General features: G+C 67.3%; 24 protein-coding genes, 1 tRNA gene and 1 pseudogene. 16 read left to right on the forward strand and 10 right to left on the reverse strand.

Annotated features, from left to right (window positions below):
* The first annotated feature begins 107 nt into the window (after nucleotides 1-107).
* The 9 genes and pseudogenes from ACWDX9_RS39015 (at nucleotide 108) to ACWDX9_RS39055 (ending at nucleotide 6,937) form a co-directional block, all read left to right on the forward strand.
* Entirely contained in the window at nucleotides 108-839 is a 732-nt protein-coding gene (locus ACWDX9_RS39015) for a replication initiator (RefSeq protein WP_449963451.1), read from the forward strand.
* A gap of 12 nt (nucleotides 840-851) precedes the next feature.
* Nucleotides 852-1,058, forward strand: coding sequence for a helix-turn-helix domain-containing protein (locus ACWDX9_RS39020; protein WP_225271124.1), 207 nt, complete (start codon nucleotides 852-854; stop codon nucleotides 1,056-1,058).
* Nucleotides 1,059-1,149: 91 nt separating this feature from the next.
* Nucleotides 1,150-1,527: pseudogene (locus ACWDX9_RS39025) on the forward strand (tyrosine-type recombinase/integrase); the annotation flags it as partial.
* Between the two features lie 169 nt (nucleotides 1,528-1,696).
* On the forward strand, nucleotides 1,697-2,599 hold the full coding sequence (locus ACWDX9_RS39030; RefSeq protein WP_449963454.1) for a site-specific integrase: 903 nt from the start codon (nucleotides 1,697-1,699) through the stop codon (nucleotides 2,597-2,599).
* Between the two features lie 549 nt (nucleotides 2,600-3,148).
* The gene (locus ACWDX9_RS39035) at nucleotides 3,149-4,351 is read left to right on the forward strand and encodes a Shedu anti-phage system protein SduA domain-containing protein (RefSeq protein ID WP_449963457.1); all 1,203 of its coding nucleotides are present in this window, start codon (nucleotides 3,149-3,151) and stop codon (nucleotides 4,349-4,351) included.
* 214 nt (nucleotides 4,352-4,565) lie between these two features.
* Complete coding sequence (locus ACWDX9_RS39040; RefSeq protein ID WP_449963460.1) at nucleotides 4,566-4,715, forward strand: hypothetical protein; 150 nt, start codon at nucleotides 4,566-4,568, stop codon at nucleotides 4,713-4,715.
* 516 nt (nucleotides 4,716-5,231) lie between these two features.
* The gene (locus ACWDX9_RS39045) at nucleotides 5,232-5,612 is read left to right on the forward strand and encodes a type II toxin-antitoxin system RelE/ParE family toxin (RefSeq protein ID WP_449963463.1); all 381 of its coding nucleotides are present in this window, start codon (nucleotides 5,232-5,234) and stop codon (nucleotides 5,610-5,612) included.
* On the forward strand, nucleotides 5,609-5,941 hold the full coding sequence (locus ACWDX9_RS39050) for a helix-turn-helix domain-containing protein (protein WP_449963466.1): 333 nt from the start codon (nucleotides 5,609-5,611) through the stop codon (nucleotides 5,939-5,941). The genes ACWDX9_RS39045 and ACWDX9_RS39050 overlap by 4 nt, the downstream gene beginning before the upstream one ends.
* A gap of 369 nt (nucleotides 5,942-6,310) precedes the next feature.
* A complete protein-coding gene (locus ACWDX9_RS39055; protein WP_449963470.1) occupies nucleotides 6,311-6,937 on the forward strand; it encodes a hypothetical protein in 627 nt (208 codons plus the stop codon).
* A 254-nt stretch (nucleotides 6,938-7,191) separates the two neighbouring features.
* Here the strand turns inward: ACWDX9_RS39055 and ACWDX9_RS39060 are convergent, their stop codons facing one another.
* From ACWDX9_RS39060 to ACWDX9_RS39070, 3 genes are all read right to left on the reverse strand, one after another.
* The gene (locus tag ACWDX9_RS39060; RefSeq protein WP_366313010.1) at nucleotides 7,192-7,788 is read right to left on the reverse strand and encodes a hypothetical protein; all 597 of its coding nucleotides are present in this window, start codon (nucleotides 7,786-7,788) and stop codon (nucleotides 7,192-7,194) included.
* 161 nt (nucleotides 7,789-7,949) lie between these two features.
* Nucleotides 7,950-9,188: an IS256 family transposase gene (locus ACWDX9_RS39065; RefSeq protein ID WP_449963498.1), complete on the reverse strand. Its 1,239-nt coding sequence runs from the start codon at nucleotides 9,186-9,188 to the stop codon at nucleotides 7,950-7,952.
* A 221-nt stretch (nucleotides 9,189-9,409) separates the two neighbouring features.
* Nucleotides 9,410-9,480 (reverse strand) — tRNA-Gly (locus tag ACWDX9_RS39070).
* A 98-nt stretch (nucleotides 9,481-9,578) separates the two neighbouring features.
* On the opposite strand from ACWDX9_RS39070, the gene dcd reads away from it, so the two are divergent.
* From dcd to ACWDX9_RS39085, 3 genes are all read left to right on the forward strand, one after another.
* The gene (gene dcd, locus ACWDX9_RS39075) at nucleotides 9,579-10,154 is read left to right on the forward strand and encodes a dCTP deaminase (protein WP_397369126.1); all 576 of its coding nucleotides are present in this window, start codon (nucleotides 9,579-9,581) and stop codon (nucleotides 10,152-10,154) included.
* A gap of 167 nt (nucleotides 10,155-10,321) precedes the next feature.
* The gene (locus tag ACWDX9_RS39080; RefSeq protein WP_043625094.1) at nucleotides 10,322-10,939 is read left to right on the forward strand and encodes a DUF47 domain-containing protein; all 618 of its coding nucleotides are present in this window, start codon (nucleotides 10,322-10,324) and stop codon (nucleotides 10,937-10,939) included.
* A gap of 8 nt (nucleotides 10,940-10,947) precedes the next feature.
* Complete coding sequence (locus ACWDX9_RS39085; RefSeq protein WP_449963472.1) at nucleotides 10,948-11,952, forward strand: anion permease; 1,005 nt, start codon at nucleotides 10,948-10,950, stop codon at nucleotides 11,950-11,952.
* On the opposite strand, the gene mshD is transcribed toward ACWDX9_RS39085, so the two are convergent.
* A complete protein-coding gene (mshD, locus tag ACWDX9_RS39090; protein WP_449963474.1) occupies nucleotides 11,927-12,865 on the reverse strand; it encodes a mycothiol synthase in 939 nt (312 codons plus the stop codon). The genes ACWDX9_RS39085 and mshD overlap by 26 nt on opposite strands.
* A 162-nt stretch (nucleotides 12,866-13,027) precedes the next feature.
* On the opposite strand from mshD, the gene ACWDX9_RS39095 reads away from it, so the two are divergent.
* On the forward strand, nucleotides 13,028-14,815 hold the full coding sequence (locus ACWDX9_RS39095; RefSeq protein WP_449963476.1) for a bifunctional metallophosphatase/5'-nucleotidase: 1,788 nt from the start codon (nucleotides 13,028-13,030) through the stop codon (nucleotides 14,813-14,815).
* 185 nt (nucleotides 14,816-15,000) lie between these two features.
* Here the strand turns inward: ACWDX9_RS39095 and ACWDX9_RS39100 are convergent, their stop codons facing one another.
* Together ACWDX9_RS39100 and ACWDX9_RS39105 are read right to left on the reverse strand one after the other, a co-directional pair.
* Nucleotides 15,001-15,306, reverse strand: a complete 306-nt coding sequence (locus ACWDX9_RS39100) for a pyrophosphohydrolase domain-containing protein (RefSeq protein ID WP_350733106.1) — start codon at nucleotides 15,304-15,306, stop codon at nucleotides 15,001-15,003.
* A gap of 30 nt (nucleotides 15,307-15,336) precedes the next feature.
* Complete coding sequence (locus tag ACWDX9_RS39105; RefSeq protein WP_449963478.1) at nucleotides 15,337-16,647, reverse strand: sensor histidine kinase; 1,311 nt, start codon at nucleotides 16,645-16,647, stop codon at nucleotides 15,337-15,339.
* A 218-nt stretch (nucleotides 16,648-16,865) separates the two neighbouring features.
* On the opposite strand from ACWDX9_RS39105, the gene ACWDX9_RS39110 reads away from it, so the two are divergent.
* Both ACWDX9_RS39110 and ACWDX9_RS39115 read left to right on the forward strand, forming a co-directional pair.
* A complete protein-coding gene (locus tag ACWDX9_RS39110) occupies nucleotides 16,866-17,843 on the forward strand; it encodes an NAD-dependent epimerase/dehydratase family protein (RefSeq protein WP_449963480.1) in 978 nt (325 codons plus the stop codon).
* A 167-nt stretch (nucleotides 17,844-18,010) separates the two neighbouring features.
* Nucleotides 18,011-18,355, forward strand: a complete 345-nt coding sequence (locus ACWDX9_RS39115; protein WP_449963482.1) for a hypothetical protein — start codon at nucleotides 18,011-18,013, stop codon at nucleotides 18,353-18,355.
* 1 nt (nucleotide 18,356) lies between these two features.
* Here the strand turns inward: ACWDX9_RS39115 and ACWDX9_RS39120 are convergent, their stop codons facing one another.
* From ACWDX9_RS39120 to ACWDX9_RS39130, 3 genes are all read right to left on the reverse strand, one after another.
* Complete coding sequence (locus ACWDX9_RS39120) at nucleotides 18,357-20,009, reverse strand: FAD-binding dehydrogenase (protein ID WP_449963484.1); 1,653 nt, start codon at nucleotides 20,007-20,009, stop codon at nucleotides 18,357-18,359.
* 151 nt (nucleotides 20,010-20,160) lie between these two features.
* Complete coding sequence (locus tag ACWDX9_RS39125; RefSeq protein ID WP_449963486.1) at nucleotides 20,161-20,544, reverse strand: hypothetical protein; 384 nt, start codon at nucleotides 20,542-20,544, stop codon at nucleotides 20,161-20,163.
* A 152-nt stretch (nucleotides 20,545-20,696) separates the two neighbouring features.
* Nucleotides 20,697-21,236 carry a hypothetical protein gene (locus tag ACWDX9_RS39130; RefSeq protein ID WP_449963489.1) on the reverse strand — a complete coding sequence of 180 codons (540 nt, stop codon included), beginning with the start codon at nucleotides 21,234-21,236 and terminating at the stop codon, nucleotides 20,697-20,699.
* 220 nt (nucleotides 21,237-21,456) lie between these two features.
* Between ACWDX9_RS39130 and ACWDX9_RS39135 the strand changes: the two genes are divergently transcribed.
* On the forward strand, nucleotides 21,457-22,677 hold the full coding sequence (locus ACWDX9_RS39135; protein ID WP_449963492.1) for an MFS transporter: 1,221 nt from the start codon (nucleotides 21,457-21,459) through the stop codon (nucleotides 22,675-22,677).
* 116 nt (nucleotides 22,678-22,793) lie between these two features.
* Here ACWDX9_RS39135 and ACWDX9_RS39140 read toward each other — a convergent pair.
* Nucleotides 22,794-24,064: aspartyl protease family protein (locus ACWDX9_RS39140; RefSeq protein WP_449963495.1), on the reverse strand; the 1,271-nt coding region annotated here is incomplete at its 5' end.

Raw genomic sequence — 24,064 nt, forward strand, 5'->3', positions numbered from 1 at the left:
CTGGCGCGGGGCGTACGGCGGCGCGGCGCGCCGCCGCTTGATACCTACAAGAGCTATTCGGCAGTGCGCTGGTTATGCCTGGTGGCCTTGCGGGCCTCGGCGATGAGATGAAGCAGATCGCGGCGGCGACCTATCACCAAGTCTGGTGGCCTCATTTCGAAGGTGACCACCTGCCCGTCTGGAACGACGGCATCGGCTACGTGGACCCTGACACGGGCGAGGTTCTGCCCTCCTGGGACGAAGCTCTCGACCAGCTCGGCGACGAGCCCATGCACGTGATCCGCTTCGGCGACCAGGTGGACGTCAAGGGCGTGCTCGCCGGGTCGCCGGACGCCGATCAGTGCATCCGGTACCTGTCCAAGTACCTCACGAAGAGTCTCGGCGAGACCTTGGACGGTCAGGCTCAGCGGGAGCACGCGGCCCGCTTCGTCGATGCCCTGCGCTACGAGCCGTGCTCACCGACCTGCCCGAACTGGCTGCGATACGGCGTGCAGCCCAAGAACGCCAAGTCGGGCATGGTCCCCGGCCAGTGCAGGTCCAAGGCCCACAAGCCCGAACACCTCGGCTACGCCGGTCGCCGTGTCCTCGTCTCCCGCAAGTGGAGCAACAAGACGCTCGCTGAACACAAGCAGGACCGCCGTACCTGGGTTCTGGAAGCGCTCGGCCAGGCCGACGAGCCCACCGATCCGCATCGCTACGTCTGGCAGCCGGTCAGACCGGGCGATCCCGATGTCGCTCCTATTGGCGTCCGGCTCCTTCGATCCATCGCCGAACGCCAGCGATGGCGCGCTCACCTAAGACAGCTCGAAGAACTTTCGGCAAATCCGCAGGCAGCCTGAGAGGAGGAGATCTTGGACCAACTGTTCACCGTTCCGGAAGCGGCCGAACTGCTCAGCACCTCGGTTCGCTTCGTCCGCCGACTGATCGCCGAACGCCGGATCGAGTTCGTGAAGGTCGGGCGGCACGTCCGCATCCGTGAGTCCGCACTGATCGCCTTCGTCGTCGCCGGGACTGTCGCGCCCATGACAACCTTCGACGCAACCGGGAGGGCCGCCTGATGGCGAACAAGGACAACCACCGCGTTTCGGCAACATCCGCAAGCGGGAGTCCGGGCGGTACCAGATCCGCTATCCCGCACCGGATGGCCGGATGCGCACGGGCACCGACACCTACGAACGCAAGTCCGACGCGGAACGGGCGCTGTCCCTTATCGAGGCGCAGATCATCAAGGGTGAGTGGAACGATCCAGAAGGCGGCAAGATCAAGCTGCGCGACTACGCCGAGACCTGGATCGCTGAACGCCCTGGTCTGCGTCCCCGGACGGTCGATCTCTATCGCTGGCTGCTCAAGAAGCACATCACGCCACATCTCGGCAACGTCCCGATAGCCAAGATCAGCACTTCGACCGTTCGGCAGTGGCGGGCTGATCTGCTCGGCAACGGAGTATCGGTGAGTATGGCGGCCAAGGCTTATCGGCTGCTAAGTGCCGTACTGATGACCGCCGCCGACGACCGCGTCATCCCGCACAACCCTTGCCGGATCCGAGGGGCCGGCGACGAGCACGCGCAAGAGCGTCCCGTGCTCACTGTCGCCCAGGTGTTCGAGCTGGCCGATCGAGTGGGGCTACGTCCGATCGGCAATGTCCGCAAGATCAAAGGATGGTGCGTACCGGCTGCGTTTCCAACGGCACGGCGCGATGCGCACACATCCAGAGATCTTCCTCACGCGGGCGGCGGCCGAGCGCGCACTGTGGAAGATGGCCATGGAGGGAAAGGCCGACTCCACCCAAGACCGGCGGTTCCGCGCGATGGTGCTCCTGGCCACCTTCGCGAGCCTGCAATGGGGCGAGGTCAGCGCACTACGCCGGATGGATGTCGATCTCAAGGCGCGTACGGTCCGCGTCCGCGTCGCCTTCGTCGAGCGCTCCGCGGGCGGGCTGGTGCTGGGACCGCCCAAGTCCAAGGCCGGACGCCGAACGGTCGGCATTCCACAGAGCATCGCCCCCACCCTCCGAGAGCACATGGACACCTACGTTCAGAGTGAGCCGGGCTCACTGATGTTCCCGGGAGCCAAGGGTGGGCCGATACGCAGAAGCGGCTTCAACACTCGTACATGCTGGGTGGATGTGGTCACGGAGATGGGTCTGTCCGGGCTTCATTTCCACGACCTGAGGCACACGGGCAACATGCTGGCCGCTGAGTCTGGCGCAGGGCTCAAAGACCTCATGGCACGCATGGGACACGACAACGTCCGAGCAGCCATGATCTACCAGCACGCGGTCAGGGGAGCCGATGAGGTGATCACCAACGCCATCGATCGGCAGCTCGAAGCGCGCGACGATGACGACGACGAGGGCACGGCAGGCGCACTGGTCCCCACAGGGCGATCACGAGCTAATGGCCCGTTAATGGCCTGCGAAGATCGAATCAGTCCGGAAACAATCAAGGCCCGGGTCGGGATTCATGTCCCTACCTGGGCCTTCACGGTGAGAGCGGGTGACGGGAATCGAACCCGCGCTGTCAGCTTGGGAACTGCACGGATCGCGGCACGTGAGTGCTCTGAGCTGGGCGGAAACGCGGTCGTGAGTAACCGTGATTGACCCCTTGTTACCCTGTCTAATTGCACGCTAATTGCACGGCGATCAGCCCTTGGACTGGGGTTTTCGTGCCGCACGCACTCTGCCTTCTGATCATCAGTTCGCGGTCGTCCCGCCCGAAGGGGAAGCGGCCCGGGGCGATGGGGACAAGGTGGAGCGCCCCACTGGACGAACAACCTTGTCCCCATGGCCTTGGTCTGCTCGGCTTTGCCCGGGACGATGGCGGGCGGGGTGATCAGGCTCCCACCTCGGCCACCTACGCACCTCGCGGGCGCGGTGATCATCCCGGCGCTGGAGTGCCTCCGCCGGAGGCAAGCCTGCGTCGAGGCGGGGTGTCGTGGGCGCCGGATGAGTCCATCCGCCACATGGCGGCCGACTACTTGCCCGGGAGGAGTTCGAGAACCTCCCCGACCTGGGCCTGTTTCCTCGCGAGCTTCCGGGACATGGGTTTCCGTAATCGGTAGGACGACCTCTAGCGTGCCTGAACGGCGTAGGCAACCGCCCTGGAACCCTCGCAAGAAACTGTCACACCTGCCGGTCACACTTCAGCCCATGGGCGTCAGATCAGACTTCTCATTGGACCTACAGCTTGAGTACGTTCACAAGCAGGCGGCCAGCGATGAGGTGAAGCGAGCGGTCACCTCCGTGCTCCAGCACATGCGAACTGGACGCGGCGGCCACCGCCGGGGCGGGAAGGCGCTCGTGCAACTCTTGACACAGGCGCGCGGACACGCAGCCTCGGTCGGCGAGTGGGAGGTCGTGCGGCTGCTGCAGGACTCTCTGGATTACGCCGAGGAACGTATCCTGCAACCGGAGTTCAACGAGAGATACCGACTTTTTCAAGACGGCATACGCAATCAAAGCTTGCGGCAGTTTGTGGCGAACATGCTTGAGATCAAATTCAAGTACGTCGCCGAGGCGGGGCGCGAGTTCCTGGACCAACATCCCGGTGCAGATGTGGATGATCTGCTGGCCTTTATCAACTCGCTCAGCCATGACGCTCGGTATCTCGTAGCACCGGAAGGTCGGCCAGGGCGATACTCGCTCTTCCGCGGCCGGAGGGAGACGATGGTGTGGCTGGAGCGTGTGCTCCAGGAGCGGGTTGATATCGAAGACCCAGAGGAAGCCGCACAGCGGATTGCTGCGTCACCAGAGGCATGGGCTCTCCTAGCCGCTGATTCAGATGGTCAGATGATCCTCCGGGCATCCCAGCTTCAGCAGCGCTCGGCCCGTCTGGCAAGCCTGCGCAAAGTGGTGGAGGACAGGACCGCCACGGAGCTGGAACTACAACGGGCGCTGGAAGGGCAGCACTGGATCTTCGGTGGGCGTTTCGTCGGGGAAGCCGCTCAGCGCAGGTTGGTGTCGGGTGACGAGGTAGACATTCCTCTGATCCGCGGCGATGGAAGTCTGCACATCGTCGAGTTGAAGCGGGCCATGAGCATGAAGGGTTCTCTGGTGAAGCGACATCGCGGAGCCTGGGTGCCTACTGCTGAGGTGCATGATGCGGTCGGCCAAGCTGTCAACTACCTTGTCGGACTGGATGAAAACCGTCAGCAGATCTTCGAAGACTTCGGCATCGAGACACGCCGAGCAAGCGCTGTCGTTCTGATCGGCCATCCAGCCGTCCAGCCGAGCGTGCCGGAACGGGAGATCAATGAAGCGCTTCGGACGTTCAATACGCACGTGAACCGGGTTGAGGTCATCACGTACAAGGAGCTCATCGACAACGCCAGACGCTCCCTCGGGGACCTCTGAGACATAGTGGCTACGTCATGGCTCAACGACGGAGTGCCGGCGCCTCAGGTCGCTGAGTGGGCGGGGCACAGCGTGAACGAGCCTACGGTGGGGCGAGCCGGCGGCACTCTCGCCGAGGAACTGCACGTGGAAGCGGGAACGACGGCTTCCACTTCATGGTCTCCGCCACACTGGCAACACCCTCGCCGCCCAATCCGGCGCGACTTTCCAAGACTTGATGACCCGCATGGGCCACTCGTCCACCTGGGCAGCACTGACCTACCAGCACACCGCGATGGAGCGTGACCAGGCCATTGCCGACGCTCTCGGCAAGTTCGCCGAAGAGTCCCTGAAGGATCAAGATCCCAACGGATCGGGCACGTAACGGGCACGGAAGATCGGAAACACCTGTAGAAACGATCAAAGCCAGGTCGGGCAACCATCCCTGACCTGGCTTTCCATAGTGAGAGCGGGTGACGGGAATCGAACCCGCGCTGTCAGCTTGGGAATTGCAGAGATCTTGGCTCGTAGGGAGGTTGACCTGGGGCTGAGGCCGGTCGTGAGTGACCGTGGTTGACCCCTCGTTACCGCCCTTAATGGCACGCTAATGGCACGACGATCAGCCTGCGACCTGCTGTTCCTCACGCGACGTGTACCCCCTGCCCGCCTGATCACTTTGCCTGCAGTCGACCCGTGCGGGGAGAAAGCGGCCAGGGCCACGGGGGCATCCTTGATTGGAGACACGCAACGGGCACCCCCGTGCGGGGCAGTGCCTGGACCGCGAACCTACGCATCCACCAATCGGCTCGACACCAGGCTCGCCAGGCGCAACCTTCGGCGAGAGGCGACATGCATCGGATGTGGATGTGAAGAATATGACTAGATGGTTATAATCGCTTACATGAGCTGGGAGGTCAATCTTCATCCGGAGGTCGAGGCGTGGTACCTGACCATGTGCGTAACCGATCCGGAGACTGCAGACCTAGTCAAGGACGCGATCGATCAGCTCGCGGAGGAAGGCCCGACGGCGCGTCGTCCTCTGGTCGACCGGGTACAGGGCAGTCGGTACCACAACATGAAGGAACTACGCCCGCCCTCATCGGGGACGAGTGAGATCCGGATGCTGTTCTGCTTCGATCCGGTAAGGGAAGCGATCTTTCTGGTAGCCGGCGATAAAGCCGGCAGCTGGAACCGCTGGTATCGGGAAGCGATACCACTGGCTGATGAACGATTTGCCCAGCACCTGATCACGCTCAAAGAAGAAGAGCAGGAGGAGCGATGAACGCTCGGTACAGCAAGTGGTCGGACGTCAAGGCCAAAGCGGCAGCGCTCGACCCGCGAAACGAGACGGAACGCGCTGCTGGAGAGGCCGCCGCGCGTGAACGCCGCGAAGCGTACGTCCGCGGATTCCAGCTCGCCGAGATCCGTCAGGCCGCCGGTGTCACTCAGGCTGAACTCGCCCACACCTTGGGAGTCAGCCAAGCTCGCATCTCCAAGATCGAACACGGCGAAGTATCCGGCATCGACGTCGTACGAGAGTACATCGCTGCGCTCGGGGGTCACTTGGATCTCGTAGCGACGCTCGGCGACCGAACCTGGAAAGTCGCCTGAGATAGGCGCGCCGATCCACAGCCAAGTAGGTCAGAGCTTTGACCATGCCAGCCCTGACCTGGGCCTTCCTTGCGGAGCGGGTGACGGGAATCGAACCCGCGCTGTCGGATTGGGAACTCTTTCAAGACCATGGCCTCGGCGCAGGGGAAAGGCTGACCTGGGCATATGTCGGTCGAGTGACTGTGAGTCCCCGTGACTCCCCGTTGATCGCCGTCCGAACGGGAACGCAGCGGGCACGGCCCTGCGGCCCGCACGAACTCCACTCGCTCTGCTCGGACATCTACCTCGCCCACCTACGGTGCGACCGGCGAGTGACTCGTGATCATAAAGGGTTGGACAGCGCCTCCGCGCGGACAAGAAGATCTCGGCATGGGAACCGACATCCATGGATTCATCGAGTGCCGCACATGGACTCCCGGACTCGATGTCGGTGAGACCGTTTGGTGCGCTGCTATCTCGCTGAAGATGTTGGTTGACAGAGACTACGAAGCCTTCGATTGTCTCTTCGGGGTTCGCAGCTCAGGCCGCTGGCGACCGATAGCGGCCGATCGCGGGCTCCCTCAGGATGCGTCGGAGACCGCCAAAGCGGGTTTGGCGGAATGGGGGGAAGCTGCCTTTGGTGTCACGTGGTTGAACTGGGATGAGGTCACCGCGATCGACTGGGATGAACCCGCGCCTCATCCGACCAACGTAGCCCAGTATCGGCAGCTTCCCGATCAGAGCCTTGAACTCGTTTACCGCTCGGTATGGAGCCGTAGGTTCGCTCGGGTAAGTGGCGTGGATACCTTGACGGTCGACCCTTATCAGGTTGCTGTGCTGTGGGATGAAGGCACTGAGTGGAGGGACAGAGACACCGTCTTTCGTGTTGAGCGTGCCACGCGCCGCCGTGCCGTACCGCCTGACAGCCTCTGGCACGGAGTATGGACAGTTATGCGTACGCTCGCGCACGTTCACGGAGCCGATGCTGTCCGCTTGGTGGCCTGGTTCGAGGAGTAGGCGATTCGGCATGCCGAACAGCAATTTTCGTGCGTGGAGCGGGTGACGGGAATCGAACCCGCGCTGCCTGCTTGGGAATTGCAGGGGTCTTGCCTTGTGGGGGCGTTGACCCGAGGTTGAGACTGGTCGTGAGTGACCGTGGTTGACCCCTTGTCCCCGTGGCCCTGGTCTGCTCGGCTTGTCCCGGGTCGACGGTGGACGGGATGATCAGGCTTCACCTAAGCAACTTACGTCCCGCTCCTGCGAAGCGGCGATCATCCCGGAGCTGGAGTGCCCCCGCCGGAGGCATCGGGCGTCCAATAGGGAGGCCGTGTGATGCCGAGCTTTCGGGCGCTGAAGGGAGAGAGCGTCATAGGTTTGAGCCATCCTTGCCGGGTCAAGACGACTTGCGCCGGCAGTGGCGCGGATGGGTAGACCTCGATGCCGTGGGCCCAGTTCACGAGTATGCCCTCGGTTCCATCGGTGTCGGCGAGGACGATGGAGATGGGTTGCTGATCGTTGGCCCAGGTGTTCCAGACGGCCCAGCCATCCGCTGTCGGAGGCATCCCCAGTCGGGTGCAAATTTCTTCGTAGGTCCCCTCCATGTCCGGGGGGATCGCCTTCGGGTGGAGGAGGACGATCCCTGCGAGCTGCATAGGCGGAAGATCGTCTTCCAGGCAGCCGTCACCGCTGAAGTGGTAGTGGCGGATCTGACGTGCCAGTTCGTTCACGGCTCGGTGTAGTGAGGTGGCGGGTGTCGCCTCGCGGTCGTAGGTCAGCCATCCTTCTCCGTTTGCGGCGTGTATGACATCGCGGGCGAGCAGTTCGATGTGACGCAGGTACCCTGTCTCGCTGAGGTTGGCTGGAGGCATGCGGCCCAGTCTGCACCTGCTTGCGGATACGGCCCACGTGTTATTCGGCCGTCCCTGCGCGGGGTTCCTAATGGCACGCTGACGGCACGTAGAGATCAACAGCCGGCCGCGTCCAAGATCGTGGTGTATGAGATTCAACCACTCTGCGATCTAAATCCTATTTAAGCAGCAATAGCACTATTCGTCACATTTGCATCAGCGGTGTCTTCCTGTGCCTTTCTCTCGGCGGCCTTGCGGCACTCGGCCAAGACCTCCAGGCCCAGGTAGCGCCGGCCCTCGGTCCACTCGTCGTGCTGCTCGGCCAGCACCGCGCCGACCAGCCGGACGATCGCCTCGCGGTGCGGGAAAATACCGACCACGTCGGTGCGGCGGCGGATCTCCTTGTTCAGCCGCTCCTGCGGGTTGTTGGACCAGATCTGCCGCCACACCGTCTTGGGATAGGTGGCGAAGGCCAGAATGTCCTCGCGCGCCTCATCCAGATGCTCGGCGGCCTTGGGGTACTTGTCCTCCAGCACCTGAACGACCTGGCGGTGCTGGGCCCGCACCGAGGCCGCATCGGGCTGCTCGAAGACGGTGCGCAGCATCGTCGACACCCACGGCTGGGCGCTCTTCGGAACGCAGGTGGCCAGGTTGCGGGCGTAGTGCGCACGGCACCGCTGCCAGGAGGTTCCGGGCAGACAGGAGGCGATCGCGTCGCGCAGCCCGGCGTGGCAGTCGGAGATCACCAGGCTGACGCCGGACAGGCCGCGGGCGACCAGGCCGCGCAGGAACGCCAGCCAGCCGGCCCCGTCCTCCGAGGACACGACGTCGATGCCGAGGATCTCGCGGTGCCCGTCGGCGTTGACGCCGGTCGCGACCAGCGCATGCACGTTGACCGTGCGGCCGCCCTCACGCACCTTCTGCGTGAGGGCGTCGATCCACACGAACGTGTACGGCCCGGCGTCCAGCGGCCGGTCGCGGAACTCGCTCACCATCTGGTCCAGCTCCCGTGCCATCACGCTGACCTGCGATTTCGACAGCCGGGTCACCCCGAGTTGCTCGGCCAGCCGCTCTACCCGCCGGGTCGAGACGCCCAGCAGATAAGAGGTGGCCACCACCGAGGCCAGCGCCCGCTCGGCCCGCCGCTGCCGCTCCAGCAGCCACTCGGGGTAGTACGAGCCGGTCCGCAGCTTCGGGATGGCCAGTTCGACCGTCCCGGCGCGGGTGTCCCACTCCCGTCTCCGGTAGCCGTTGCGCGAGTTGACGCGTGCCTCGGACACCTCGCCGTAGCCGGCGCCGCAGCGCTGCTCGACCTCGGCGTCCATCATCATCTGCGCCATCCGCACGACCATCTCGCGCAGCACATCGGGCGACGCCGTGGCGAGGGTCTCGTCGAACCACTCACCCTGAGCAGGCAGAATGTCTTTAGCGGCCACTTCTCGTTCTCCTTCGTATGCCTTCGACAGCTGTGAAGGATCGCGGAGTGGCCGCCCTCATGTCACATCGATCTTCCCTCACGGGCATCAAGGTGACGAACGGGTTCAAACCCGTACACCACTCCCGTGGACGCTAACCAACAGCCCTAAGAAAGATCAAAGCCCAGGCGCCGAATCCACCGGTCTACCTGGGCCTTCATGATGAGAGCGGGTGACGGGAATCGAACCCGCGCTGTCAGCTTGGGAAGCTGATGTTCTGCCATTGAACTACACCCGCATGCGACCCGAAGCCGCGTCCCCACTGTAGCGGAAACTTGGCGCACAACAGCAATCCCAACCCCACAGAGTTTCCGATCGGACGGTAGGTTGCTCACCGTGCTGCTATCTGACCGTGACATCCTTGCCGAGATCGAAGCCGGCCGGCTCGGGCTGGAGCCGTTCGACCTGGACATGATCCAGCCCTCCAGCATCGACGTACGGCTTGACCGATTCTTTCGGGTTTTCGAGAACCACCGGTACCCGCACATCGACCCCTCGGTCGAGCAGCCGGATCTGACGCGGATGGTCGAGCCCGATGGGGATGAGCCGTTCATCCTGCATCCGGGGGAGTTCGTGCTGGCCTCCACCTATGAGGTGGTGACGTTGCCGGATGATCTGGCGTCGCGGCTGGAGGGGAAGAGTTCGCTGGGGCGGCTCGGGTTGCTGACGCATTCGACCGCGGGGTTCATCGATCCGGGGTTCAGCGGGCATGTGACGTTGGAGCTGTCGAACGTGGCCACGTTGCCGATCAAGCTGTGGCCGGGGATGAAGATCGGGCAGTTGTGCGTGTTCCGGCTCAGTTCGCCCGCCGAGCATCCGTACGGGTCCGCGAAGTACGGGTCGCGGTATCAGGGGCAGCGGGGGCCGACGCCGTCGAGGTCGTTCCGGGACTTCCATCGGACCAAGGTTTGATATCGGTCCCCCGGTAACGTGACAAAAAAGACATCAAAGTACCCTCTGTCCCGGGTGTTGCACAACATACGCAGGGTAACCAGTAGGAGAAGGGGACATGAAGTTCGCATTTCGCCTGGTAGCCCGTACCCTTTCCACGGACCATCCCCGCACATCTGGAGAACGACGTGCGCCTGCGTCTCACGCCACGTGAGGACAGCTACTACGACCTGTTCGCAGACTCCGCGAACAACCTGGTCACCGCATCCCGTCTGCTGGTAGAGATCATCAGTGACGGATCGGACAGGGAGGCCCTGGCCGAGAAGATGCGTGCATGCGAGCACGCCGGGGACGAACGCACCCATGCGATCATGAACCGGCTCAATGAGAGCTTTATCACTCCGTTCGACCGTGAGGACATCTACCGACTCGCGTCCAACCTCGACGACGTGATGGACGCCATGGAGGCGGCCTCCGACCTGATCGTCCTGTACCAGCTCGACCACCTGCCGAAAGACGTGGTCAGGCAGGTCGAGGTGCTGGAGCGGGCCGCCGAGCTGACGGCCGAGGCGATGCCGCGGCTGCGGTCCATGAAGAACCTCAACGAGTACTGGATCGAGGTCAACCGCCTCGAGAACCAGGGCGACCAGGTCTACCGGAGGCTGCTGGCCAAGCTGTTCAGCGGTGAGTACGACGCGCTCACCGTCATGAAGATGAAGGAGGTCGTCGACGCCCTCGAAGAGGCGGCCGACGCCTTCGAGCACGTGGCCAACACCGTCGAGTCGATCGCGGTCAAGGAAAGCTAGGCCCAGCAGTGGACCTTACGCTCGCCCTCGTCATCGGCGTGGTCGTCATCTCTTTGGTCTTCGACTACACCAACGGGTTCCATGACGCGGCGAACGCCATCGCAACCTCCGTCTCGACCCGGGCCCTGACCCCCAGGGCCGCGCTGTTCATGGCCGCGGCCATGAACTTCATCGGCGCCCACCTGGGCACCCAGGTCGCGCAGACGGTCGGCAAGGGGATCATCGACGCGCCGAACGGCCCCCACGGGCTGGTCGTCGTGGCCGCGGCGCTCATCGGCGCGATCTCCTGGAACCTGATCACGTGGTACTTCGGCCTGCCCTCCTCCTCCAGTCACGCGCTCATCGGCGGACTGGTGGGCTCCGCCCTGGCCTCGGCCAGCCTGGTGCACTGGGACGGCGTGGTCGAGAAGGTCGTCATCCCGATGGTGCTGTCGCCGCTGATCGGGTTCACGCTGGCGGCCCTGATCATGATCGCAATTTACTGGATCTTCCGCAACAGCCAGCCGGGCAAGACCAACCGCGGCTTCCGCTACGCGCAGACCGTCTCGGCCGCCGCCATGGCGCTCGGGCACGGGCTGCAGGACGCGCAGAAGACCATGGGTGTCATCTTCCTGGCGCTCACCGTCGGCGGGTTCGCCAATCCGTCCGACCCCATCCCGCAGTGGGTCATCCTGGCCGCCGCCGGGGCGATCTCGCTGGGGACGTACGCGGGTGGCTGGCGCATCATGCGTACGCTGGGCCGGCGCATCATCGCGCTCGACCCGCCCCAGGGCTTCGCCGCGGAGTCGGCGGCGGCGACGGTCCTGTACGGGGCGGCCATCGGGTTCGGGGCGCCGATCTCCACCACGCACACGATCACCACGGCGATCATGGGCGTGGGAGCCACCAAGCGGCTCAGCGCCGTGCGATGGGGGATCGCCGGGAACATCGTGACCGCCTGGATCCTGACCATTCCGGCCGCCGCCCTGGTGGCCGCCGTCTCCTACTTCATCCTTCACTCGATCGTGGAGTAGCCGCCTCTTCGGCGGGCGCGTACATCACGTCCACGTCCCAGCGGTTGAAGCCGAGGGACTCGTACAACCTGATCGCCGCCGTGTTGGCCTCGTCCACGTACAGCATCGCCTGGGCGAGGCCGCGCGAGCGCAGGTGGCACAGCCCGGCCAGGGTCAGCGTCCTGCCCAGGCCGGTGCCCTGCTGCGAGGGGTCGACGCCCACGACGTACACCTCTCCCAGGGGCTCGTGGCCGTGGGACGAGGAGCCGTGGATCTTCGTCCAGTGGAAGCCGGCCAGCCGGTCGCCGCGGAAGGCCAGGAAGAACCCCTCCGGGTCGAACCAGGGCTCCTGCTCGCGGCGGAGCAGGTCGTCCATCGTCCAGGAGCCCTGCTCGGGGTGGTGGGCGAAGGCGGCGGCGTTGACCTTGAGCCAGGCCTCCTCGTCCTGACCCGGTACGAACGTGCGCAGCACCACCCCGTCGGGCAGGGCGGAAGCCTCAAGAGGGGCGAAGAGGGAGCGGCGCATCTGCCAGAGCGAGCGCACCCGCTCGAAGCCGAACGCGGCCGCCAGCGCCCCGGCGCCCGCGTGGTCGCCGTGCGCCCACAGGCGCGGCCGGCCGTCCGCCAGCTCCGCGACCGCGCTCAGCAGGCGCGCGCCGTGGCCCTGACGGCGGTGGGCGGGGTGGATGACGAGCTCGGCGCTCGGGCCCTCGACCTCGTCCGTCGGGTCGATGTGGGCGTAGCCCACGAGCGTGCCGTCCGCCTCCAGAAGCAGGGACCGGGCCTGCGGGTCGCCCCCGTAGCGGAGATGGAGCATCACATGCTCGTTGAGCGGCCGGACGCCGTCGGCCTCCGTCGCCGCCTCCACCAGGCCGAGCACCGAGGCGACCTCGGTGTCATCGAGCCGTTCCCTGACCTTCACATGCTCGCCCACAGGCCCTCCTTCGCTGTGAGCGATCACGTGGCGCCAATCCCCCCGTTCGCTCACAGAACGAACTCTAGGCGTATGACTGGCAAATAACGCCATGTGACAACCTGGCAAATCGTTACCTTTGCGCCATTGGCTGCATAGGTTCCCAACGTAACGTCTTGGGCCATGACGTCTCGTTCCTTCCTCCGGCTGGCGCTGGCCGGAGCCGTCGCCTCGGGTGCGGTCATGCTCGCCACGCTCCCGGCGGACGCGAGCAAAGCCCCTCGTACGGTGCCCGTACGGCTGCTTGCGCTCAACGACTTTCACGGCAACCTCGAACCCCCCACCGGATCCTCCGGCCGCATGGTGGACGAGAACGGACAGACCGTGGACGCCGGTGGCGCCGCGTACGTCGCCGCCCACATGAAGGCCCTGGCCGACCAGAACACCATCGCCGTGGCCCAGGGCGACCTCATCGGGGCGACGCCGCTGATCTCGGCGGCCTACCACGACGAGCCGTCGGTCGAGTTCATGGGCAAGCTGGGGCTCAAGGTGGCCGCGGTGGGCAACCACGAGTTCGACGAGGGCTACACCGAGCTGCGGCGGATCATGAAGGGCGGCTGCCACCCGGTGGACGGCTGCTCGCCCGCCGGCCCGTGGAAGGGCGCGAAGTTCGACTACGTGGGCGCGAACGTCCTGTTCAAGAACCGCAACGAGAAGACCGACGCGCTCGCCGCCCTCGGCGGCTCGGACTCGGCGCAGGTCAAGCAGGTCCTGTCGGACTGGGGCGTGCCCGCGCTGCCGCCGGTCAGCATCAAGTGGATGAACGGCGTGCCGATCGGCTTCATCGGCCTCGTCACGCAGACCACGCCGAACATCGTCACGGCCGAGGGGATCAAGGACCTCAAGTTCGTGGACGAGGTGAAGGCCGCGAACGTCGCCTCGAAGCTGCTCAAGCTCGTCGGAGTGAAGGCGCAGGTCGTACTGATGCACGAGGGTGACCAGGTGAACGCGGGCCAGTCGCCCGACGCCTGCAGCGCCGTCCCGGGGGCGGGCAACCGCATCGCCACGCAGGTGGACCCGGAGATCGACGTCGTGCTCAGCGGGCACTCCCACCAGGCGTACCTGTGCAAGGTCAAGGACCCGGCGGGCAACGACCGCGTCTACTCGCAGGGCGGCTCGTTCGGGCGGGTCATCACGCAGGTGGACCTGAACGTGAACGTCAAGACGCGGGACATCGACCGCGCCTCGGTCGTCGCGGACAACCACGTCGTGACCCGGACAGTCACCCCGGATCCCGAAATTTCGACGTTCGTGCAGACGTGGAAGGACCGCGTCGCCTCCGTCGCCAACAAGCCCGTCGGCAAGATCGCCGCCGACATCACGAACACGGCCGCGCCGTCCGGCGAGTCCGCGCTCGGTGACCTCATCGCCGACGGCCAGCTGGCCGGGACGAAGACCGGCGGGAACGCCCAGATCGCCCTGATGAACCCGGGCGGGGTGCGGGCGTCCCTGACGTACGCGACGTCTCCGGCGAACGAGGGCGACGGCGTCGTCACGTACGGCGAGGCGTTCACCGTGCAGCCGTTCAACAACCTCATGCAGGTCGTCACGCTCACGGGCGCCCAGCTCAAGACCGTGCTCGAGCAGCAGTTCACCGGCGGTCCCAACAACCAGCCGTTCGCCAAGATCCTGCAGCCGTCGGCGAACTTCACCTACACCTACAGCCGGAGCGCCGCCTGGGGCTCCAAGGTGTCGGACATGAAGATCGACGGGGTCCCGGTGACGGACACGCAGTCGATCCGGGTCGCCGCGAACAACTTCCTCGTGGGCGGCGGCGACGCCTTCGCGGGCTTCAAGGACGGCACCGACCTGTGGAGCGGGCCGCTGGACATCGACGCCTTCGTCGAGCAGCTCGGCAAGGACAACCCCATCGCCCCGCCGGCCACCAACCGGATCACCGCCGTCAACTGACCTCTCTTCCCTCCGGCCCGCCCGTTTCCTCCCGGGCGGGCCGCCCCTTTTCCCGCCGTACGTGGCGGGGCTCTTTCATCCTGTACGGCAGAGCACGGGCGGCACCACCCGCCGCACGTGGCGAGGGGCCTCCAGGGTGACGCCCGCTGACCCGCACGGGGCCGGCCGCCGTAACGGCGCACGCATCAGCGCTTCCAGGCCAGCCACTTGCGCGCCACCTCCGCCTCCAGGTCCACCCCGTGATGGTGGGCCAGGAGGACCACGTGGCACAGCACGTCGGCCAGCTCCTCCCGGAACCCCGCGTCCAGCTCGTCCGCCGTGCGCCCCTTGGTCCTGGCCCGGCCGGAGCGCATGAGGAACGCCTGGGTCAGCTCGCCGATCTCCTCCTGGAGCTTGAGCAGGAACCAGGTGTCGTCGCGCTCGATCCCGAGCTTGTCCGCGTACCGGCTGGAAATGGGTTCGATCTCGGCGGCGAGCTGGCGCAGATCCATGGGCGCGAGCCTACGGCAGACCCCGGCCGATCACGGCTCCCCGTAAAGGGGGAGGACGACCACGAAACGGGCCCCGGGGAAGTGGTCGGCGATGGTGAGGGTGCCGTCGTGGGCCGCGGCGATGTCGCGGCACAGGGCCAGGCCGAGGCCGCTGCCGCCCTTGTCCTTGGCCCTGGCGGGGGCCAGGCGGGTGAAGCGTTCGAAGACCCGCTCCCGATCCTCCGGCGGGATGCCGTCGCCGTCGTCGGTCACCGTGACGATCACCTTGTCGCCCTCCACGGCCACCTCCAGGTCGATGCGGGTGGCGGCGTGCCGGGTGGCGTTGTCGAGCAGGTTCGTCAGCAGGCGGTCGAGCTGCATGAGGGAACCGTGGACGGGCGCCGCGGCGCACACGTCGGGGATGATGGGCACCCGGTTGCCCTCGCGGCGGCGGACGTGGTCCATCGCCACGCGAGCCAGGTCCACGACGCGGCGCTCGCTGACCGCGCCGGCGTCCAGCCGGGCCAGCATCAGCAGCTCGTCGATGATGCCGGCCAGGCGGTCGGCGGCGGCCAGCGCCTGCTCGCCGGTGGCCTGCCAGTCCGTCTCGTCGGGATACGCGCTGGCCACCTCCAGCTGGGCGCGCAGGGCCGCGATGGGGCTGCGGAGCTCGTGGGAGGCGTCGGCGACGAAGCGGCGCTGGGTCTCGGCGGAGCGTTCGAGGCGGTCGAGGGTGTCGTTGGTGGTGGTGGCCAGGTCGGTGATCTCGTCGCCGGTGTCGGGCACGGGCACGCGCCTGCTGAGGTCCTGCCCGGTGATCTCGGCCATTTCCGCACGGATGCGTTCGACGGGGCGCAACGCGGACCCGACCGAGATCCAGGTGATGCCCGCCACGCTCACCAGGATGAGCGGAGTGCCGATGAACACCAGGACATATATCCAGTTGAGGGCTCGGTCCACGTCGGTCAGCGGGGACGCCCCGTAGACCGTCACAGGGCCCTGAGGGGTCTGCGCCGCGATCGCCACGACCAGGTAGTGGGTCTTGGGCTCGTCGGGGCCGCGGGACACGGTGCGCTCGCCGACGCGGACGACCTGGGGCCAGGTGGGCTTGAGGTCCCCCAGCCGCAGGCCCTGGGCCGGGCCGGGGCTGCTCGCGAGCAGCCTGCCGTCCGCCGAGACCACCTGGAGGACATGGACGCGTGACGGCGTCTCCAGCACCGGGGGCAGGTTTCCGGCACGCGCTTCGGCGGCGACCCGCCGTGCCGCCAGCTCGACCCTCGTCTGGACCATGTTGCGCAGGTTGTCGGGCACGGTGGCGAGCGTGATGGTGGCGGTCGCGATGAAGACCACGGCCGCTATCAAGGTCGCGAGCGTGGTCAGGCGTGCGCGGATCGAGCGTGGAAACAGCCGTCTCACCATCCCGTCCCGTCCCGGCTTCATCACTGTCTGTGACATTTACCCGCGCAGGGCCGTCGCAACATGACCGGGCCCGCGTCCGCCCCGGCATATTCGCTGGTGGCGATTCCGCTGAGGGCGTGCACACCTACCGCGCCCGAATCCGCCAGGCCATGGTGGATGCCATGAGGCTTTTGGTGCTGGGCGGCACGGAGTTCGTGGGGCGGGCGTTCGTCGACGAGGGGGTGGCGCTGGGCTGGGAGGTGACGACGTTCAATCGCGGCACCCACGAGCCGCGGGCCGGCGTGACGGCGCTGCGCGGCGACCGCACGGCCCCCGGCGGGCCGGCTGCGCTGGAGCGCGGGGAGTGGGACGTGGTGGTGGACACCTGGTCGTGGGCGCGGGCCGCGGTCGGTGCGGCCGCGTCGCTCCTGGCCGGCCGGGCCGGCCACTACGTCTACGTGTCCAGCCGGTCGGTGTACGCGCCGCCGGTGCCGTTCGGCGCGGACGAGAGCGCCCCGGTCGTGGCGGTGGCGGCGGACGACGGCGACGGCGACTACGCCAAGGACAAGGCGGGTGCGGAGGCCGGGGCGGTCGCGGCGTTCGGGGACCGGGCGCTGCTGGCCCGCGCGGGCCTGATCCTGGGCCCGTACGAGAACATCGGGCGCCTGCCCTGGTGGCTGAGCCGGATCGCCCGCGGCGGCCCGGTGCTCGCCCCGGAGCCGCGCGACCTCGGCCTGCAGTACATCGACGCCCGCGACCTGGCCGGCTGGTGCCTGGCGGCGGCCGGGCGCGGGCTCGGCGGAGCCTATGACGTGGTGAGCCCGCCGGGGTTCGCGACGATGAGGCAGCTCCTGGAGACCTGCGTCAAGGTGACCGGATCGGACGCGGAGCTGCGCTGGGTGGCGGCCGAGCGGATCCTGGCGGCGGGCGTGAAACCGTGGACGGACCTGCCGATCTGGCTGGTCGGCGAGGGCTACGACTTCATGCACGGGGCCGACGTGTCCAAGGCGGTGGCGGCGGGCCTGCGGTGCCGTCCTCTGGAGGAGACGGTGGCCGACACGTGGGAGTGGCTCCGGAGCATCGGCGGCCGGCCCCCGACGCGCCCGGACCGGCCGGGCGTCGGCCTCGCCCCGGAGGTGGAAGCGCGGCTGCTGGGCTGAGGGTGTCCGGAGAAATGGTGACGGCCACCCCGGCCCCCTCCGCGGGCTCTCGTCAGAGAACGGAGAAAGGCTCGTGATGGCCGCGGCAACAGTCTGCCGTCCGGGCGGTGGCCGCCGCAGGCAATTCCGACAAATACTCTCGACTTCCTGCAAGCCATCATGTGGTTATGAGTGCGTGGGTCTCCATACGCGGCTGGCTGGAGTTCTCGGGTCAACGATCCGAGGCGGAGCGGATCATCCGGCAGGGCGAGACGGAGGGCTGGGCCTTCCCCGAAGGGGGCTGGCTCGATGCCGCCTGCTACGCGCGTGCCGTCCGCGAGGGCCGATCCGGCGAGGTTCTCGCGCTGATCCGCCGGATCGCCGCTCTGCCGCCCACGGACGTGGACGGCGACCGCGTCTGCGGCCTCTTCCTCGTGTTCCACGAGGTCGAGGGGCAGCAGGAATGGCAGGTCCGCGACGGCGGCGTCCTCGTCGGCCGGGCCTCCCCACGTCACGACTATCTGTGGAAATAGCTCAGCGTGCCGCGGCGCGGCCGGCCTGGCGGCCGGAGAACAGGCAGCCGCCGAGGAAGGTGCCTTCGAGGGCGTTGTAGCCATGGACGCCGCCACCGCCGAAGCCCGCGATCTCACCCGCCGCGAACAGGCCGTCGACGGGCTCGCCGGTCGGCCCCAGGGCGCGGGAGTCGAGATCGGTCTGGATGCCGCCGAGGGTCTTGCGCGTGAGTACGTGGAGCATGACCCCGATCAGCGGCCCGGCGGCGGGATCGAGGATCCGGTGCGGGGCGACGGTCCGGCCCAGCTTGTCGCCGAGGTAGCGGCGGGCGTTGCGGATGCCCTGGATCTGGGAGTCCTTGCTGAACGGGTTGACCACCTGCAGGTCGCGGGCCTCGATCTGGCGGCGCACGAGGTCGGCGTCGAGCAGGGGTTCGAGCGTCAGCTGGTTCATCTTGGCGACCAGTTCGTCCAAGGTGGCGGCCACGACGAAGTCGGCGCCGTTGCGCTTGAACGCCTCCACCGGGGCCGGGGCGCCCTTCCCGAGGAGGCGTTCCCGGAGGAACGCCTTGCGGTCGTTGCCCGTGATGTCGGGGTTCTGCTCGGAGCCCGACAGGGCGAACTCCTTCTCGATGATCTTCTGGGTGAGCACGAACCAGGAGTGGTCGTGGCCGGTGCCGCGCAGGTGGCGCAGCGTGCTCAGCGTGTCGTAGCCGGGCAGGCAGGGGTCGGGCAGCCGCCGCCCCAGCGCGTCGAACCACATCGAGGAGGGGCCGGGCAGGATCCGGATGCCGTGGCCCGGCCAGATCGGGTCCCAGTTGCGCAGGCCCTCGGTGTAGTGCCACATGCGGTCGCGGTTGACCAGCCGCGCCCCGGCCTCGGCGCTGATGTCGAGCATCCGGCCGTCCACGTACGCCGGCACGCCCGTGACCATGCTCTCCGGCGCGCTGCCCATCCGCTCCGGCCAGTAGCGGCGCACCAGGTCGTGGTTGCCGCCGATGCCGCCGCTGGTGATGATCACCGCCGGTGCCGTCAGCTCGAACTCGCCGATCCTGTCGCGGTTGGAGGCCACTCCTCGCGGCGAGTCGTCCTCGGCCAGCAGCGTGCCACGCACCCCCTGTACGGCTCCGCCGCTGACGATCAGCTCGTCCACCTGGTGGCGGTGGTGGAAGGTGACCAGCCCGCTGCCGGCCGCCTGCCGGACCCTGCGGACGAACGGCTTCAGCACCCCCGGCCCCGTCCCCCAGGTGACGTGGAAGCGCGGCACGGAGTTGCCGTGCCCGTCCGCGCGCAGGTCACCCCGCTCCGCCCAGCCGACCGTGGGCAGGAACTTGATGCCCAGCCCGTCCAGCCAGGCCCGCTTCTCCCCGGCGGCGAACTCGACGTAGGCCCGAGCCCACCGCACGGCCCAGGAGTCCTCGTCGTCCAGGCGGTCGAACTGGGCGCTGCCCTGCCAGTCGTTCCAGGCCAGCTCGAAGGAGTCCTTCACGCCCAGCCGCCGCTGCTGCGGCGAGTCGACGAGGAACAGCCCCCCGAACGACCAGAAGGCCTGGCCGCCCAGGTTGGCGGCGTTCTCCTGGTCGACCACGGCGACCTTCTTGCCTCGGGAGACCAGTTCGCAGGTCGCCACCAGACCGGCCAGCCCGGCCCCGACGACGATGACGTCAGCGTTCATGCGCCGATGATTCCACCTGATCAGCACGCGCCATAAGCCGCCTGGGCCCTGATTTCGGGCGCGTGCCCCGGCCCGTCACGCAGCAGGGCCCGGCCGCCGTCGCGGGGCTGCTGCCGGACGGCGGCCGGGCCCTGTCGCCGCGGCCGGAGACTCAGGTCTTTCTTCTGCTCCCCGTTGCTCCTTTGGCGGTGCTGCGCGCCGACGTCATGCCGCTGGTCGGGCCGGGAGACAGATGATGTTCCAGGGACTTCATGATCTCGGGCGCCAGGACCTCTGCCAGCGCCGGCGCGAGCGCGTCCGCCAACGCGGACGACAACACCTGCGTGAGCAGGAGCCGTTCCATCGGCGACGCCTTCGACGCCGTACGCGAGGTCGACGACAGGGCCGATTCGATCAGGCTCGCCATGGGATCCACGCCGCGCGCGCGGGCTTTGGTGGTCTGGCCGGACTCGCTGAGGATGTCGCGGATGAGGTCGTCGATCATGGACTCCAGAGGGTTGTGCTCGGATGAGTTACCGGTTTGCTCCGGCGCCATGAGGTGCTCCTTTTCGGTCGGTGTGAGCCGTCTCCCGATTTCCCCTTGCCGGGAAACCAGGAGACGGCGTTCTTCCTTGCGGGCCGGCGGGCGCGGTCGTCGGGCGGTCGTCGGGCGGCTGTTCGGGCGGCTGTCGGGTGGTTATCGGGTGCTTATCGGGACGCAAGGGCGGCCAGCATCAGCGGTTGCTCGATGCCGGTCTCTTCGCCTTCCGTGCGGCGGCGCATGAGCGCGGCGAGCATGAGGGGGTGCTCCATGATGTTCATGCCGCTCTCCCTGCGGCGGCGCATGAGCGCGGCCAGCATCAGCGGGTGCTCGATGCCGGTCTCTTCGCCTTCCGTGCGGCGGCGCATGAGCATGGCGAGCAGGAGGGGGTGCTCGATCATGCTCGTGCCGCCTTCCTTGCGGCGGCGCATGAGCATGGCGAGGAGGAGCGGGTGCTCGATGCCGGTTTCCTCGCCTTCCGAGCGGCGGCGCATGAGCATGGCGAGCAGGAGGGGGTGCTCGATCATGCTCGTGCCGCCTTCCTTGCGGCGGCGCATGAGCATGGCCAGCATCAGCGGGTGCTCGATGCCCATCTCGGTGCTTTCCTCGCGGCGGGCAGCAAGTGCGGCGAACATCAGCGACTCGAACGCCTCCCGCTCTTCGGTGTCGCGCTCAGACGTCTCGGTACGCTCTGCGGTCGTGGTCATCTGACTCCCTTTCAGGCCTGTGGTGTTGCCGGAGATGCATGCCACCGATACCCGCGACCGATAGGCCCCATTCGCGTAGAGAGCGTGTCGCACGGTTCCTGACCTGGCCTTTTACGTGGATCGCCGCAGCGCTCACCCGGGTGCTAAGACCATCGGCGTAGAACGTCTAGGGCGGGCGGCCGATCCGCGACGGCCCTCGCGCGTGCTGATACTCCTGGTCATGTCGATCGCCTCCGCGCAGCGCCAGTCGGGCGTGCGGCCGTTTCTCGTCGGGATGTTCGTGGACGCCCTGGGCAGCGGCCTGTACTACCCGCTCACCCTGCTGTTCATCCACCGGGTCACCGGCCTGCCCATGACCGTGGTCGGGCTGGGGGTGACGGCCGCGGCCGCGGTGGGGCTGGCCGCCAATCCGGTGGCCGGCGTGCTCATCGACCGGTTCGACGCGCGGCGGGTGCTGATGGGCACGTACGTGCTGCGCGGGCTGGGCTTCGCCGCGTACCCGTTCGTGGACGGCTTCGCCGCGCTGATCGTGGTCGCGGCGGTGGTCGCGTTCGGAGATCGGGCCTACTATCCTGCCTCCGGCGGTTACATCTCGGTCCTGGCCACGGGCGCGGACCGGGACCGGCTGTACGCGCTGATGTCGACTGCCAGGAACGTCGCGTTCGGCCTGGGCGGGCTCCTGTCAGCGGGGGTGGTGTCGCTGGGCGGCACGACCGGCTTCGTGATCATCGCGTCGGTCAATGCGGCCAGCTTCGTCGTGGCCACCGCCTGCCTGGTCCTGTCGGGGCGGCGCGCACCGATCGAGCCGGTGCTCCCGGAGCGCGGAGGGTACCGGCGGGTCCTGGCGGACCGGCCGTTCCTCGGGCTGGTGGCGGCCGAGCAGGCGTTCACGCTGACGCGCCTGGTTCTTCCGGTCGCGCTGCCGGTGTACGCCGTCACGGTGCTCGGCGCCCCCGCCTGGCTGCTGGGCCTGCTGTACACGCTCAACACGATCCTGGTGGCCGTGGGCCAGCTCGCGGTCCGGCGACGGCAGCGGGCCGCCCGCCGTACCCACGCCATGGCCCTCGGTGGGGCGGTCCTGATCGTGTCGTGCGTCGCGTACGCCGCGGCGGCCGCGTTCCCACCGGGACCACCGCGCGTCATCGCCCTGGTGACGGCCACCCTCGTCTTCACGGCGGGTGAGCTGATGCACGCCACCCCGTCGTGGGCCCTGGCCGCGGCGACGGCACCACCGGCCCTCCGCGGCCGCTACCTGGCGATCCACCAGCAGACCTGGGCCATCGGCAACGTCGTCGCCCCGGCCGCCTTCTCGGCCCTGCTGGGTGCCGCGCCCGCGCTGCTGTGGGGCACGCTCACCGTCCTGCTCGCGCTGGCCGCCCTCACCCTCCTCCGCCTCTCCCGCCACCTCCCACCCGACGCCGTCGCCCCACCGGGCGCCTGACGCGGCTTGCCGCCGGGCTCCGGCTACCTGGTACGGCACCGGGCGAGGGGGTGAAGGCGTCTGCTTCGCCCTTACCCCACCGCCCGTAGGAGCCGGCAGCTCCACGTAGCTCCTGATCAGGTGGCCTTGCCGCGGGCGATGTAGAGGTTCATGTCGGTGAAGTCGACGGTGATGTTATAGGGCTTCCAGAAGCAGTGGGAAAACCAGCCCATCGAGTCGAACCCTGTCCCATAGGGCCAGGGCACGTTGATTTGCGAGTTGGGGTTCGTGTAGCAGTAGACCTCCTTGGCGACGGCGTTGCCGAGGCGGATCTCCTTCGGGTAGCAGGGGTAGACGACGGCCGGGTGGCTGCTGCCGAAAGTCCCGATCTCGCGGTCGTAGTCGCTGCGGATTCCCAACTGCTCGGCCGTTTTTCCCCGCAAGCCCGCCACGATCTCGCTGGTTCCGCCGAGGTTGACGCCCACCACCCCTGTGCGGGAGCCGGCCGTGCCGGCGAAGCTGCCCGTGCTGTGCAGGTACTGCTCACGGGCCAGCCATATTGGAAGGGGCTGCGCGCCCGCCTGTTTGGCGGTGGCGCGTGCCTTCCTGGCCGTTTCGGGGGTGCGGCGGCGCAGGATCAGTTGCCGGCCCGCATAGTCGAAGGTGGTCAGCAAGTGGTAGAAGACCCACGTGCCGATCAGGCCGTCGCTGTCAGTTCCGACATCCTCGCCCGACTCCGTCGACGACCAGCCCACCGGGACGTTGCGCAGTTCGATGCCACCCAGCTTGAAGGAGTCGAGTATCCCGTAGTACGCCCATATGATGCCGTTCTCGTACTCCACCTTCTGACTGGCAACGGCCCTCAGCCCGGCCTCCTTGGCCACCGACGCCCGCATGCTCAGATTCGGGGCGCCGGTGTAGAACATGAAGCGCTTCGTCGGTCCGCCGTTGACCGAGGCCTCTACCAGCGGAATCGGGTCCATCTGCTTGATTTCCAGCCGCGCGATGTCGCCGTGGACCTGGTACGCCTCACCACTGACCGCCGCGAACCACTTGGCGTAGCCGTCCTCACCGGCCGCTTCCCAGTGCGGTGCGGACAGGCCGAACTTGTCCTGCCGGATGTAGCAGTCGCCCAGGAGCCCGTTGGTTTCCTTGTCGTCGGGCGCCAGGTTGAGGGCCATCTTGAGGTATTTCTCGGCGTCGGGGAACCGGTTGGACAGCAGCCCGACATAGCCGCGCTGGCGGGCCGCGTGCAGGTTCTTGGGGTCCTTTTTGAGGATCTCCTCGTACGCCCGGCCGGCCTCCTCGAACTTCCCGGCCTTGAACAGCGCGTCCGCGTCACCGCTGCCGGCCAGCGCCGTGGCCGCCCCGCCCATCAGCGGCGCGGCCGCGGCGGCACCGGCCAGCA

It is taken from the genome of Nonomuraea sp. NPDC003201 (assembly GCF_053590415.1).